We start from the raw sequence: 13,470 nt of genomic DNA on the forward strand, positions 1-13,470 counted from the left end.
CCCTTGTGCACATTTTACGCATTTTTTTAAAGTATGCATGAAAGAAAAGCTAGAAGTGGACGACGTATCTTCTTATCCTATACACTAGAAAAAAGATGTAGTTGGGAGGAACATACGCATGACAGCCAAACGAGCGTTAATTACGGGTGCCAATTCTGGAATGGGGCTGGCCACAACGATTGAACTAGCTAAAAAAGGATTCGAAGTCATTATGGTATGCCGAAATGAAGAAAGAGGAAATACGGCTTTAGAAGAAGCGAAGCGTCAAAGCGGATCGGATTCCATATCTCTTATGACCTGTGACCTAGGTTCTCTTGACAGTATTCGGGCTTTCAGTGAAGACTTTACGTCTCGCTACAGCGTGTTTGACCTGCTGATTAATAACGCGGGCGTGGTGACAATCAAGCGTGAAACAACCCAAGACAGCTTTGAAATGATGCTTGGTGTCAATCATTTGGGTCACTTTTTGTTAACTAATTTACTTTTAGATCTGCTGAAAAAATCTCAGCAAGGACGCATTATAAACGTTGGGTCCGGTGCTCATAAAGCTGGAAAAATAGACTTCAGCAACCCTCACTTAACAACAGGATTCGGAATATGGCGAGGATACTCTCAGTCTAAATTAGCGAATAATTTATTTACGATCCATTTAAGTAAAAAGCTAAAAGATACTTCTGTAACCGTAAATTGCCTACACCCCGGTGCAGTCTCTACCGCTATCGGCGTTAATCGTCAAACGGGTTTTGGAAAAAGCGTTCACGCCGTGCTTCGCCCTTTCTTTTTAACACCTCTTCAAGGTGCCGAAACAGCTATTTATTTAGCAGTCAGCCCTGAAGTGACGCATATTAGCGGCGCTTATTTTTATAAAAAACGCGTTACACCCCCTTCTTCAAGAGCAAAAAATGAACGACTCGCAGAAGAATTCTGGAACTGGAGTGCACGCGAAGTTGGCTTATAATGTAGAATAAAAAAAGGTCAGCTTTTCAGCTGACCTTTTCGTATTAGAAAAACGTTAGTCCTATAGCAAAAATAAAGCCTGATACAATTAAGGTCGTCACGCAGTAGCCCATTATATCGCGCGCTCCGAGCCCTGCGATAGCTAGTGCGGGCAGTGCCCAAAACGGCTGCGCCATATTCATCCATGCTTCTCCGTAGGCAATGGCCATCGCAGCGACTCCCGGATCTACGCCGAGCTGTTCAGCTGCCGGCATAATAAAAGGTCCTTGTACAACCCAGTGTCCTCCTCCAGACGGAACAAAAAAGTTCACAACGCCAGAACTTAAAAACGCAAGAAACGGAAATGTCGTTTCATTTGAAATCGAGATAAATGCGTTCGTTAGCTTCCCGCCTAAGCCTGATAGCTCCATCATGCCTTGAATACCTGCGTAGAATGGAAACTGAATCACAATCCCAGCGGTTCCTTTCGCAGCATTAGAAACGGCATTCATATAGGATAAAGGCGTGCGGTGAAGTAAAATACCCGTTGTAAAAAACAATAAGTTCACTGTGTTAATATCCATTTTAAAACCGTTTGTAGCAAAATAATAAATTAAATATGAATACCCAAGAAGCGCAATCGTCAGACTTAAAAACCTGCTGTTCTCCATGCGTACAGCAAATGTTGGCTTAGAAGAAGTTGTCTCAACAACTGTAGCCGGAGCCATTTCATCTTCCGCCAACAGTCTTGGATCAATTTCTACCACTTCTTTTCCCGTCGGCATCATCAGTCTTGTCATAATAGGGAGGACAATTAATAACCCGAGGGTAATAAATAAGTTGTACCCCGTAAAAATCGTGTCTGACAGCGGAATAAGTCCAGCCGTTTTTTCCATTGGGTTTCCAGGTGTAGCAGCGACAAGAGGAATCGAACCCGACAAGCCTCCGTGCCATGTTAAAAACCCTATGTAAGCACAGGCAATTAAAAACCGGTAATCAGATCCCGGCACGCGTTTCGCTACTTCTTTCGCAAACAGCGCACCTACAATTAAGCCAAACCCCCAATTGATCATACAGGCCATAGCTGCGCCGAGCGTGACAAGAATTACCCCTTGCGCCGGAGTTTTGGCTAACAGTGCTATGTTCACAAGCCACTTCTTTACAAGCGGCGAGCTGGCAAGCGCATGTCCCGTGACAAGCACTAAGCTCATTTGCATCGCAAATGCCAAAAGGTTCCAAAAGCCACTTCCCCAAAACTGAACCATTTCAATCGGCCCGTGAGGAGTAAAAACAATACCTGATACAAATAAAATCAGCGTCAAGATTAAAGCAAATACAAACGGATCAGGTAAAAAACGCTGCACAAGCGCCGTAAAGAAATTAGATAACGCTTTCATTTTACTCCTCCTTTACAGGAATACTCCTGTGAATAAATGTCGACAAGCATCTTTAATTATACATAATTTGTTGAAAATTGTTAATATTTAGTTTAAATAAAAAACCCTTCTGTTTTTCAGAAGGGTTTTACACACTAAATGTTTGAATAAGAGTTGGTTCTCCGTCAAGTTCAATTTTCTTTTCTTGAAAGGAAATATGTAAGCTTTTATAAATATGTTTCCAAAATGAAATAGCCCGCTTATTGCCTGCAAGCTCAATAATCATATATGTTCCTTTTCGATGAGAGAAAATGTCTTTTACCGTTTTGGAAGCGATGCCCTGCCCTCGGTATTTGTTTAAGATAAAAAAATCATTGATGCAGTAATCTGCTTCCTGCTGAAGTGCGGGCTGTTCAAGAAGTAAAAAAAAGCCCATCAGCTTATCATCTACTTTAATAAAGTATGGCGAGAGGCCTTCTACTTTCCAAAACAGCGGCAGCTCTTCAAAGTGGAAAGCTCCATCTTCGCAAATATCTAAAGAAGGTGTATAAGCAGATAAATCGTGGAGATAAAGAGAATACAAATTTTGCAAAACGCCCGCTTGGTCTTTAGGTACTTTTTCAATCGTAAGCATTCTTAGTTCATCCCCTTCTTTTCCTATCATAAGGGTTTTTTGTGAAAGTTTACAGTAAAAATATTTGAGCAAAGTGAAGATGGATAGTCAAAAAGCTCTTTTTTCATTTTGTAGATGTATGAAACGCAATAAAAAAACGATCATCTCCGGTACTGTACGCTCCGTCTGATAATCGTTTTTTATGTTTTGTGTGCTGATGCTGAAGTTTTTCCTTCTTTGTTTTGGTTTTCCGCGTTTCCATGTCTGCAAATACAAACAGACTGCGGTTTAATTCTGGGTTTCGCTTGCCTTCACGCGTCATTTTATCACGCATTTTTTTTGCTTTTGACTTTGCCATGTAACTTCCTCCCTATATAAATGATGTATACATATCTTACTGCTTTTTTATAAAATGTCAAGTGCAGAAGCACTGATGTATTGACAGTGCTTCTGTATAGTCAAGACTCTTTATTTTTCAGCATATCATCTAACTTTTGCTCCATACGCTGAAGCCTTTTTTCATTTGCCCCCTGCTTTTGAATCAACCTTTTTAAGCCTATAATAAATGCAATTATTACTCCTGCTATTCCTATCAGGATAAGCAGCATAAGAATTTGAAAAATCATATCACCTATATTAACCATAGTTCCACCTTTAATCTATTTTTTTACATTATATCATTTTTTTGGTTATTTTTGTTTTATTTTATAAAAAAAAGCTCTCAATGCTGAGAGCTTCATTTACTATCTTCATCGTAAACTGTCCACTTTTCCTGTTTGATTTGATTGGAAACATCAATCAGTTTATTTTTCACTCGGTCCTTTTCCGGGCCTGTTAAAGGCGTAGGTCGGTAGTCGTTTCGTGCTGTTGTGGAAGAAATACGGAATGGAATGACGTTGATGTCTTTATTCGTCGTTAGCTTTCCATCTTTAATCGTAAACGTCTGCTGAAATACAAATGTATCTTTATCACTTGGATTTTTGTTTCCGCCAAACATAAAGTTTCCTAAGCTATAGACAATAAATTTATTTTTGTACTCTTCAATTCCTTGAACAACATGAGGATGATGACCTAAAATTAAATCTGCTCCGTTATCAATTGTATATTTCGCCAATGCTTGCTGCGCTGTATCAGGAACATAGTGTCGTTCAGACCCCCAGTGGAAATGCACAATGATAATTTTAGCTCCTTTTTCTTTTAAAGACTTAATTCCGTCTTTAATCTGGCTTCTTATTTCTTTGGTGTCATCCCAGCCCGGATATCCAAGCAATCCTACTTTGACTCCTTTTACCGTTGTGATGTATGTATCTTCATAGCCAAAATAGCCTATTCCGCTTTTCTTTAAGTTCTCTCTTGTATCATCATATCCTTGCTGTAAATAATCACGTGTATGATTATTAGCTAAGTTAACGGTTTCAATACTTCCTTGTTTTAAAATATTCACAAAAGAAGGATCACCTTTAAAACGAAATGTTTTACTTGCTTTTTCGGTCGCCTTTGTCAGCGTCGTTTCTAAATTAACCGTTGTTAAATCATCTTGTTCAAAAATCGACTTTACATTTTGCGTAAAATACGGAAGGCCATTTCTTGCCGCTACGTCATTAAAAGTAGAATCATAGCTGAAGCTTTCATCATTTCCTAAAGTAAAATCTCCCGCTGCGCTAATTTTAATGGTTGTATTAATGCCCTCTTTTTTTTCTTTTTTTGTCGCTTCTTCTTTAGATTTTACAGCTTCTTCTTTTTTCTGCGGTTCAGAAGATGTTTGTTCTCCTGCTCCTCCGCACGCTCCTAGTAAAAAACACAAACTTCCATAAATAACAGCTTTTTTTAAATACTTATTCATGTAACGTTAAAACCCCTTTTTACGTTTTAATAACTGTGTTTGGACATGGTGTTTAATGTACATTTCGCCAAATACATACAATCTTCCTGTTATATCGGCAAAATAAGTGAAATTTTTATAAAAAAAGGAAATTCCTATCTTCTTTTTGAGTTAAAACAAGAGGTTTTTTTAATACAAGCGCTATGAAGAAAGCTGATGATCTTTGATAAACGTCAAGGAATTTACAAAAATATAGAGGTTTTCAAAGATCACCTAAAATAAAAAACCTCCTTTGCTCATGCAAAGAAGGTTTTATCTAAACTTAACAAATCGAATCATTAGATTTAGGGTTTTTGAGTCCAAATATCGGTCGGATAAATAGTGCTAAGCCTGTGCCAAGCATCGCCATAACCATCCATACCCATCCATGAAGACTAAATGAAGCAATACCGCCAAAGTAAGCGCCGATGTTACAGCCAAAAGCAAGACGCGCACCATACCCCATTAAAAGGCCGCCAACAACAGCTGCTCCCGCAACTCCGGGCTTAATCTTTCCTGGTTTGAACGTCCCTTGCGCCGTCGCTGAAATGAAGGACCCTAGTATAATCCCAAAGTTTAACACGCTGGTAGAGTCTGCTAGCACACTTTGCGTTAGCGCTTCTCCATTTGCACCTTGGAAAAATCCCCAGCTCGATACATCTATCCCGGCTGCCATCATGGCTTTTCCGCCCCATAATGCAAAAGCAGAAGTGATTCCCCAAGGGTTTCCTCTTACAGCAAGCGTCAATGCATTTAATACTGCCAGCACAATCGCTGCTGTGAATAGAGGCCAAGAGCCTCGAATAATCTTTTTCCACCCTTTTGTAGTAGGAAGCTGTTTCATCATAGGCGGATTTTTCTTTTTAGCAATTTGAATCGTAATCCAGTAAATCGCTGCGAACGCGATAAGCTGTATAATCCAAGCTCCAAAATAACCAAGACCTGTCGATTCAGCTAATGAGATAGGGGGAAGCGAAGGTTGCTTTTGCCAAAATGGCAAATGATACGCCCCAAACATAGAACCTACAATAAAGGCTAAAAGTGTTAAAATCATAGAAGAAGAACCTCCGCCTAACGAATACAGCGTCCCTGAGGCACATCCATTTCCTAACTGCATGCCAATTCCAAACATAAACGAACCAACTATCACGCTTACTCCTACAGGTGAGACATATCCTTTTGGCGTTACCCCTGTAAAGCTAAAGCCTGTACTTAAAATAATAGCAAACAATGTTGACGCAATTGCAAGCATAAGCATATGCGCTTGCAAGCCTTGAACATTGCCGACAGATACAAGGCGGCGAAATGCTGATGTAAAGCCAAAACGTGCGTATAGAAGCGTCATCCCTAACGCTAGGCCGATAATAAATAAAACACCTTGCGTCCAATTAGTCGTGAGCACAATCGCAAGAAATAAAATAACTGCTGCTATAACCCCTCCTGCAAATAATGGCTTTTGCATAGGACTTAATTCTGTTACAACAGTAGTAGGCTTTGATTTATATGATGAGTGCAACGTTTGCGACACATCATCCACTCCTTTTCTGATAGAAATACTAAGAATTAATATTTATCATCTTATAGCACTTCCCTTCTCCTGTAAACTGTTTAGCAAAATGAAAGTGAATTGTTTATTTTTTAAATATTCTTACCTTTAGTCATACAAAAAGCAGAAGTTTCTATTCTTCTGCTTTTCGCTGCTAAGCGTAAATAGAATGAATCTCTTTTATCGGAGTAGGATGAGGCTTTGCAAAATAATACCCTTGAAACAAATCATATCCCATCTCTATCAGGCATTTTAAATCTTCTTCTGTCTCTACTCCTTCCGCAAGAGCCTTCGCCCCCATTTTATGGGTGATAGCTAACATCTCTTGGGCCACTTTTTTCTGTTTCTCATTTTTACTGACTCCGTTTGTGAATTCAAATGCTAACTTCACCACGTCAGGCTCCACTTCTAAAAGCCTCTTCAGCGTGTTATAACCAACACCTACGTCATCTAAAGCATATTTAAATCCGTGGGAACGATAATAATTCAAAATGTTTTTTAAATGCTCAATATCTTGAACATCCTCGGTTTCAATCACTTCAAACACTATTTGTTCGGGTTTTATATTCAATTCTTGAATTAACGCAAATGTAGATGCCAAGCAATGCTCGGGATTATATATTGCTGTAGGAATAAAGTTAATAAAAATCAGCTGACGATCAATAATACTAGCATTTTTTACAGCTTCTAAGCGACAGGCTCGGTCAAGAGCGAAGGTTTTATTTCTTATTTGAGCAGCTTCAAACATTTTAAAAGGCGGTATAATACTTCCGTCTTCTTCTAATCCTCTTGATAAAATTTCGTGGCCAACGATATGCACGCGTTCGTGATCAATCGATACAATGGGCTGATAATATGAGCAAATTCGCTTGTCTTCAATCAGCTCATCAATCCACAAGGCATCTTTCATTTTTTGAAAAACGGTGATTGGCTCCATACCCCGCAGGTTTTCAAACGGGCTCCGCTGCTTGGCTTCTACAGCCCACACATGCCGAGGGTCTAGATGCTGATGAACATAATCCATAAAACTCCAAAAGATATCTTCCCTCATCCAGACCATATCTTCTCCAAGAGTCTTCCATTGGCTTTGAGAAATATCTTTAAAGTATTTTTCCAATTTCTTCACATCGCTTGATTTCTGAAAAGAAACCGTATATCCTGTCCTAATTGGCAGACACGCGTCGCACCCCATAGCTCATCTTCTCCCTCATTTATCATCAGTTTTTTGTATGTATACATGGATAGTTCTTAGGAACTATACCACTTTTAAGAAACTTACAAACCCTATTTTCCCGTTAAAATAGAATGTACCAAAAAGTTTTGGTAAAATGATAGACGTATTTTATTGTCTACATCATAAGACGCACTTGATAAAAGGAAGTGAACGATACATGAGCAAAAACCGGTTTACGAAGTGGTTTTTATTTTCTTTAATACTCTTTGCCTTAAGTACCGGAGCAATGTATTATATGCTGTATCTATCGTACTGGGCGTATTCTATTAAACTGTTTTTAATCGCGGTGCCGCTCTTCACCTTATTATCGGTTGCTTTTGGTTTGTTGGTAATCGTACATGAACGCAAAAGAAAACGTGTATTTCATCTGCAAAACGATGGAGGCAGTCCTAAAAGTACGTTTATTCAAGGTTTTTCCGAAATAACGGTAGGAGCAGGATGCATTGTGCTGTGCTTTTTTCTTTTTCTTTATTTTCTAATGGATTATTGAGTACATATAAAAAAGACGAGCAGGCAGCTCGTCTTTTTTTATTTGGATCTTTCTAGAATATCTCGAACGGTTGCATAGTCAAGCTCTTTATAAGTGCCAACACCTGGTTTTACAAAGGTCTTTTCAACAATCGCATCAAATTCACGATCATCAATATCATAGTCACGCAAGCAGTTCGGGGCTCCTAAGTCATTCCAGAAAGTGCGAAGCGCTTTTGCTCCTTCCATTGCTGTTTCTTCATCGATTTTTCCTGCTGGATCAATGCCAAATACGTTTACAGCCAATTGTTTTACACGGGAAGGGTCTTCTTTTAAGACGTGCTCCAGCCAGTTAGGGAACAAGATAGCAAGACCGCCTCCGTGGGGAATATCATATACGGCCGACAGAGCATGTTCGATACGGTGAGTAGCCCAGTCTCCCCCGTCCGTTCCGTTTGCTAAGCTTCCGTTAAACGCCGTCGTGCTGATATACATCATCGTTTCACGATACTTATAAGAAGTCAGATCTTTAAGAAGCTTAGGACCTTCTTGTATAGCCGTTCTTAGTAAAGATTCAATAAAGCCGTCGATCATCGGCGTATTTTCCGTGCGATGAAAATAGTGTTCAAGCGCATGCGACATACTGTCAACAATTCCATAGACGGTTTGATCGCGCGGCACTGAAAATGTGTACGCCGGATCTAAAATAGAAAAGACGGGAAATACGTGAGAAGACGTCCATCCGAGCTTTTCTTTTGTTTCCCAATTTGTTATAACAGAAGTTGAATTCATTTCAGACCCAGTTGCTGCAAGTGTTAATACCGTTCCAAAAGGAAGCGCATCTGTAATCTCTTTTTTACGTGTAATTAAATCCCATGTATTTCCTTCATACACGGCTCCAGCTGCAATAGCTTTTGTACAATCGATTACACTTCCTCCCCCAACGGCTAAAAGAAAATCAATGTTTTCTTTTTTACAGATGTCCACGCCTTTAGCTACCGTAGTCAAACGAGGATTAGGTTCTACACCAGACAGCTCGTGAACAACCGCGTTAATAGACTGAAGTTCAGCTTTCACTTCGTCGTATACGCCATTTCGTTTGATACTTCCTCCTCCGTATACTAACAGAACGTTTACTTGTTTATGATAAGAAGCAAGCTCTTGCGATAGCTTCGTAATTTGATTTTTTCCAAAGTATAATTTTGTAGGATTGTGCTGCAAAAATATATTCATGTTCTACACCTCTAGTTTCATGTTTTATAAAAAGTGTAGCACGAAAACTACTTCATCATTATTGAAGATTCTCTATATCTATTATCAATATTTTTGATAACCTTCTTTAACAAGTGAAATAAATTGTTGAATAGGTGCCGTCAGCCATTTTTTCTTTTTGAAGATAAGCTGTGAATAAAGATAAAATTCTTCGTGGTCAAACGGGACTTTAATCAGTTTTCCACTTTCCATCTCTTGTTTTACCGCTATTTCCGGTACAAGAGCAATACCTAAATTATCCGCTACGCACTGTTTAATCGCTTCAAGACTGCTAAACGAGATGACCGATTGCATATGAATACCGCTGCTGCGCATCATCTCTTCTAAAAGCGTGCGATAAGGGCAGCCGCTCTCAGTTAAAATAATGGTCTCTCCCTCAAACTCTTCCATTAGAACGCTGTTTCTTTTACTAAAAGAATGAGAAGACGAAGCAATCATAACCATGCTTTCTTTTCGAATAGGAATCACTTCTAAACTTGAAGATGTTTGAAGGCGATCAAGCAAAACGGCTACATCATACTTTCCGTCAATAATTCCTTGTGTTAAATTTGGACATAAACCCGCTTCTAGCATAATCTTTAGAGAAGGGTACTGTTTTTTTAATTCACGAATATACGGTGTAATAAAATAGGCGGCCAGCGACTCCACGGTTCCTATTGAAACGGTTCCTCTAGCATCTTCGTTCGTAGTAAGACGCTCTTTTGCTTCATTTAATAACTCGGTTACTTGATTCACATAATAAAGCAATTCTTCACCAGGCTGAGTCAGCTTCATTTTTTGTCCTGTTCGTTCAAATAGTTTTTGACCGTAATGATCCTCTAATTTTTTTATATGAGTGGTAACGCTTGACTGAGCATACCCTAACTCCTCGCCCGTTCGTGTATAGCTCCCCCACTTCGCTACTTCTTTAAATGTATATAAATAATTAATATCCATGTGCTGCTCCTTATGTACTGCTGTTTGGTTTCGTTGTCCATATGTTAAAGCTGTTCTAGTAATTAGAACTTATACGTAAATAGAATCACAGTACAGTATAAGCGAACTCGTTTTGCCAAGCAATTTTATCAACCTTAAAAATTCTTTTTATATTAGGCAATTACGCCGTTTTTTGTTCATAGAATGAAAAACAAACCTATGAAAAGAAAGGGTGTATCTCATGACAGCCTACAAAGAAGTGTTATATAAAGGAAAACGCTTTGTACTGATTCACGTATATGATTCAGGATACTGTGAAATCCGACCGATTGATCATGCTTTTAAAGTCGAACTTGTGCGATTAGATGAGATAGAACAATGTGGATAACAATCATGAACGCAGCTAATGCAGCTGCTTTTTTATTTGTATTAAAAACAAGTGGATGAGATAAAAATAGCTGAATTGGCTGGCCTTTTACATAATTTCTTCCTGTATACTTTGTAACTAAGGATATTCGCACTTATTTAGTTTCTATACTTACTCGAGGTGATTACATGAAAAAAGGCTGGCTGGAATGGATATTATTATCCGTGGCGTTAATTTGGGGAGCCAATTATGCAATCGGAAAATTTGGAGTTGCTCATATGTCTTCCATTCAATTTAGCGCACTGCGTTTTATAATGGTTGCTCCTATTCTTTTACTTATTACAGGAATAATAGAGCGAGGCATTCGGATCGAAAAAAAAGACTGGGGACGCTTAATAGCGGTCAGTATAGTAGGCGTTACGCTCTATCAAACGCTGTTTATGGTATCTGTTAAGTATACGACAGCTACAAATGCTTCTTTACTTATTTCGATGTCTCCTATTTTCACAGGAATCCTAGCTATATTATATAAGCATGAAGCTTTTTCGTTAAAAACACAGCTAGGCTCTGTGCTTGCTTTTTTTGGGGCTGCGTTTGTACTGCTGTTTGGTCACTCTAGTCATGCGCTGTCGCAGCTTGCATGGTTCGGAAACATCATGGGGATTGTGGCAGCCATTGCTTGGGGCTGGTACCCGATTTTAGCAAAACCTTTAGTCGTAAAATATTCTGCTTTGCGCGTGACTGCGTGGTCCGCTTTAATCGGCGCTATTCCGCTTACTGTCTACTGTCTTTTCACCTATCAAAAACTTGTATGGCCAACAGATATAGGTAGCTGGAGCTCTCTGGCATACTCTGTTTTGTTCGTGACAGTGTACGGGCTGGTGATGTGGTATGTAGGAATTGGAAAAATTGGTTCTACAAAAGTAATGGTTTACATGTATGTTATTCCTTTGTTCGCCGTTGTTTTTGCTGCTGTAACTATTGGAGAGACCATCAATGCTATGCAGCTGCTTGGAGGACTTATTATTTTTAGCGGTTTGTATATTGTCAAAAAAAGCCCTGCTCCTAAAACAGCTCTTAAACTTAAAAAAGCAAACTAACAAGAGTAACGGGTTCGGTTAATTCATGCTAATAACGCTCAGATTTTTTCTGGGCGTTATTCGTATATTATTTTAATGTCCTAATTGAATTAAACACCCGTTAGTTTGATTAATGAACATTTTTTAGTTTATATTCATGAGTGATTTTATGCTGATTGTATACGCGTTTAAAACCGTTTCGTTCATAAAATAGTTTCGCTTTGTCCGGATCCGTATAGAATCCGAGGCTGTCGTAATAATTCTCTGCACAGTGAATGACTTCTTTTAAAAGTCGCTTGCCTATACCCTTTCTGCACAATTGAGCTGAAACATAAAACCTCCTTACTCTTCCAGCGTTAGCATACTGGCTGTGAGGATTTTCATTAAGGCCAGCTACGCCAATTAATTTGTTGTGTTGACTGTAAATGCTCCATAAGATACATTAGCCTAATGATTCTCATATACCTTCTCTACGTTCAGCAGATGTCTTGTCTATTTCGATAGAATGCTTGTTATACATTAATCCTGCCATGCCTATTAGAGCCGTTAAAAGTAGCATGAAGCTTGAAAATAGATATACAAACCTTACCCCAAACAGATCGGCTACTGTCCCTACAAATGCTATGGAAAGTATAAACACAGCCTGTACAAGAGTTGATTTTGCCGCTATTACTTTAGGAAGCATCCCATTGCTGCAGGTATTTTGATAAATGGTTTCCTGAGCTACATCTCGAAGCTGATAGGCAGGACCCATCATTATCAAAAGTACTAAAGCTAGATACGGGTTCGTTACTAGACCGTAAAAACCGGTTAAAACAGCATAACCGAGTGAGCCTAAGAACATAAAAAGCAAAAGCCTTCCTTTTACCATAGAAGACATTCGGTACACAATAATTCCTCCAACTATGCTTCCAAAATAATACGCACCGTTTATATATCCCCACCACGCTTCTCCTTTTTCAAGCACTTCTTTCACAAAAGAAAGAGTAATAGCTCCAATCCAAATGGTTCCAAAAAGCGACTCGATAATGTCCATTATAACGAGGGCTCTGATGCGTTTATGTATCCATAAAAAGCGCCATCCTTCCATTAGTTTTGCCGCTCTTCGCTTTTGTGTTTGTTTATATGTATGGGCTTCTTTTATAAACAGTAAGCAAACAAATGAAAGCGATAGAAGACCTGCCGTTATAAAGAGAGACTGAGTGGATCCCGTTAAGGACAAAACGAAACCACCAAGCGACCACCCTGCAAACAGAAAAGTTTGATCAATTGTTGAAAGCAAGCTATTCGCCTGCATTCTTTGACTATCATTTACTAAGCTGCGTACAACTGACGTTTTAAAAATGGAAAAAAAGCCGTTAAAAAAAGAAATGATTCCAACAATGATAAAACCCATCGTTAGTACTGTGACTGTAAATTCTTGTGTAAGCAGCACATACAATCCAACAAGCATCCCTATCTGCATCACTTGAACAGACCGCATAATGTCAATGGATTTATACGTATCGGCTAGTAAAGGTACGATAAGGCCGCTAAGGAGCCGTGCAAGTAAGCTCGTCATCGTAATCATCGACGCAAGAGCTGTTGAACCGGTGTTTTCCTTTATATAGGAAGTGACAGCCATTGTATAAAGAACAAAACCTACATTTGCGGTTACTTGACTTGCTGCTAAAAGATAAAAACGCTGAGTCAATTCTTTTCTCCTTTCTGTTAGACGTAACATGCAAAAAGATAATTCATTTTTGTTAATTTTTCCCTTTAAACTATAACACTATTTGACGAAATCCAAAACTATCTATAATT

15 protein-coding genes are annotated in these 13,470 nt (G+C 38.9%); 4 read left to right on the forward strand and 11 right to left on the reverse strand.

Annotated features, from left to right (window positions below; genetic code table 11):
* Positions 1-118 precede the first annotated feature (118 nt).
* The gene (locus AC0KUU_RS17500; protein ID WP_322552181.1) at positions 119-958 is read left to right on the forward strand and encodes an SDR family oxidoreductase; all 840 of its coding nucleotides are present in this window, start codon (positions 119-121) and stop codon (positions 956-958) included.
* A 43-nt stretch (positions 959-1,001) separates the two neighbouring features.
* Here AC0KUU_RS17500 and AC0KUU_RS17505 read toward each other — a convergent pair whose 3' ends face one another.
* The 7 genes from AC0KUU_RS17505 to AC0KUU_RS17535 form a co-directional block, all read right to left on the reverse strand.
* Complete coding sequence (locus AC0KUU_RS17505; RefSeq protein WP_014459643.1) at positions 1,002-2,333, reverse strand: TIGR00366 family protein; 1,332 nt, start codon at positions 2,331-2,333, stop codon at positions 1,002-1,004.
* 127 nt (positions 2,334-2,460) lie between these two features.
* Positions 2,461-2,946, reverse strand: coding sequence for a GNAT family N-acetyltransferase (locus AC0KUU_RS17510; RefSeq protein WP_043981616.1), 486 nt, complete (start codon positions 2,944-2,946; stop codon positions 2,461-2,463).
* Between the two features lie 103 nt (positions 2,947-3,049).
* Complete coding sequence (locus tag AC0KUU_RS17515; protein WP_098524678.1) at positions 3,050-3,283, reverse strand: hypothetical protein; 234 nt, start codon at positions 3,281-3,283, stop codon at positions 3,050-3,052.
* Positions 3,284-3,383: 100 nt separating this feature from the next.
* Positions 3,384-3,569: a DUF4083 family protein gene (locus AC0KUU_RS17520; protein WP_013083625.1), complete on the reverse strand. Its 186-nt coding sequence runs from the start codon at positions 3,567-3,569 to the stop codon at positions 3,384-3,386.
* A gap of 92 nt (positions 3,570-3,661) precedes the next feature.
* On the reverse strand, positions 3,662-4,768 hold the full coding sequence (locus tag AC0KUU_RS17525) for a CapA family protein (protein ID WP_043981613.1): 1,107 nt from the start codon (positions 4,766-4,768) through the stop codon (positions 3,662-3,664).
* A 301-nt stretch (positions 4,769-5,069) separates the two neighbouring features.
* Entirely contained in the window at positions 5,070-6,314 is a 1,245-nt protein-coding gene (locus AC0KUU_RS17530; RefSeq protein WP_322552182.1) for a YeeE/YedE family protein, read from the reverse strand.
* 172 nt (positions 6,315-6,486) lie between these two features.
* Positions 6,487-7,524 (reverse strand): EAL domain-containing protein, encoded by a 1,038-nt coding sequence (locus AC0KUU_RS17535; protein ID WP_043981611.1) that lies wholly within the window; start codon positions 7,522-7,524, stop codon positions 6,487-6,489.
* A 199-nt stretch (positions 7,525-7,723) separates the two neighbouring features.
* Here AC0KUU_RS17535 and AC0KUU_RS17540 point away from each other — a divergent pair, with 199 nt between their 5' ends.
* A complete protein-coding gene (locus AC0KUU_RS17540; protein WP_162214449.1) occupies positions 7,724-8,056 on the forward strand; it encodes a hypothetical protein in 333 nt (110 codons plus the stop codon).
* Between the two features lie 38 nt (positions 8,057-8,094).
* Here the strand turns inward: AC0KUU_RS17540 and AC0KUU_RS17545 are convergent, their stop codons facing one another.
* Both AC0KUU_RS17545 and AC0KUU_RS17550 read right to left on the reverse strand, forming a co-directional pair.
* On the reverse strand, positions 8,095-9,267 hold the full coding sequence (locus tag AC0KUU_RS17545) for an iron-containing alcohol dehydrogenase (RefSeq protein ID WP_162214450.1): 1,173 nt from the start codon (positions 9,265-9,267) through the stop codon (positions 8,095-8,097).
* An 84-nt stretch (positions 9,268-9,351) separates the two neighbouring features.
* On the reverse strand, positions 9,352-10,242 hold the full coding sequence (locus AC0KUU_RS17550) for a LysR family transcriptional regulator (RefSeq protein WP_322552183.1): 891 nt from the start codon (positions 10,240-10,242) through the stop codon (positions 9,352-9,354).
* Positions 10,243-10,462: 220 nt separating this feature from the next.
* Between AC0KUU_RS17550 and AC0KUU_RS17555 the strand changes: the two genes are divergently transcribed.
* Together AC0KUU_RS17555 and AC0KUU_RS17560 are read left to right on the forward strand one after the other, a co-directional pair.
* On the forward strand, positions 10,463-10,609 hold the full coding sequence (locus AC0KUU_RS17555; protein WP_013057506.1) for a hypothetical protein: 147 nt from the start codon (positions 10,463-10,465) through the stop codon (positions 10,607-10,609).
* Positions 10,610-10,776: 167 nt separating this feature from the next.
* The gene (locus AC0KUU_RS17560; RefSeq protein WP_162214452.1) at positions 10,777-11,688 is read left to right on the forward strand and encodes a DMT family transporter; all 912 of its coding nucleotides are present in this window, start codon (positions 10,777-10,779) and stop codon (positions 11,686-11,688) included.
* Positions 11,689-11,797: 109 nt separating this feature from the next.
* Here AC0KUU_RS17560 and AC0KUU_RS17565 read toward each other — a convergent pair whose 3' ends face one another.
* Both AC0KUU_RS17565 and AC0KUU_RS17570 read right to left on the reverse strand, forming a co-directional pair.
* A complete protein-coding gene (locus tag AC0KUU_RS17565; RefSeq protein WP_162215267.1) occupies positions 11,798-12,106 on the reverse strand; it encodes a GNAT family N-acetyltransferase in 309 nt (102 codons plus the stop codon).
* An 18-nt stretch (positions 12,107-12,124) separates the two neighbouring features.
* Positions 12,125-13,360 (reverse strand): MFS transporter, encoded by a 1,236-nt coding sequence (locus tag AC0KUU_RS17570; RefSeq protein WP_322552184.1) that lies wholly within the window; start codon positions 13,358-13,360, stop codon positions 12,125-12,127.
* Positions 13,361-13,470 lie beyond the last annotated feature (110 nt).

Source organism: Priestia sp. ST2 (genome assembly GCF_055810735.1).

What these genes read in the sequence shown, in the direction of transcription:
- AC0KUU_RS17515 (WP_098524678.1), bottom strand. Translation starts at nt 3,283, where the DNA reads ATGGCAAAGTCAAAAGCAAAAAAAATGCGTGATAAAATGACGCGTGAA.
- AC0KUU_RS17505 (WP_014459643.1), bottom strand. Translation starts at nt 2,333, where the DNA reads ATGAAAGCGTTATCTAATTTCTTTACGGCGCTTGTGCAGCGTTTTTTA.
- AC0KUU_RS17560 (WP_162214452.1), top strand. Translation starts at nt 10,777, where the DNA reads ATGAAAAAAGGCTGGCTGGAATGGATATTATTATCCGTGGCGTTAATT.
- AC0KUU_RS17520 (WP_013083625.1), bottom strand. Translation starts at nt 3,569, where the DNA reads ATGGTTAATATAGGTGATATGATTTTTCAAATTCTTATGCTGCTTATC.
- AC0KUU_RS17540 (WP_162214449.1), top strand. Translation starts at nt 7,724, where the DNA reads ATGAGCAAAAACCGGTTTACGAAGTGGTTTTTATTTTCTTTAATACTC.
- AC0KUU_RS17525 (WP_043981613.1), bottom strand. Translation starts at nt 4,768, where the DNA reads ATGAATAAGTATTTAAAAAAAGCTGTTATTTATGGAAGTTTGTGTTTT.
- AC0KUU_RS17500 (WP_322552181.1), top strand. Translation starts at nt 119, where the DNA reads ATGACAGCCAAACGAGCGTTAATTACGGGTGCCAATTCTGGAATGGGG.
- AC0KUU_RS17555 (WP_013057506.1), top strand. Translation starts at nt 10,463, where the DNA reads ATGACAGCCTACAAAGAAGTGTTATATAAAGGAAAACGCTTTGTACTG.
- AC0KUU_RS17545 (WP_162214450.1), bottom strand. Translation starts at nt 9,267, where the DNA reads ATGAATATATTTTTGCAGCACAATCCTACAAAATTATACTTTGGAAAA.
- AC0KUU_RS17510 (WP_043981616.1), bottom strand. Translation starts at nt 2,946, where the DNA reads ATGCTTACGATTGAAAAAGTACCTAAAGACCAAGCGGGCGTTTTGCAA.
- AC0KUU_RS17535 (WP_043981611.1), bottom strand. Translation starts at nt 7,524, where the DNA reads ATGGGGTGCGACGCGTGTCTGCCAATTAGGACAGGATATACGGTTTCT.
- AC0KUU_RS17550 (WP_322552183.1), bottom strand. Translation starts at nt 10,242, where the DNA reads ATGGATATTAATTATTTATATACATTTAAAGAAGTAGCGAAGTGGGGG.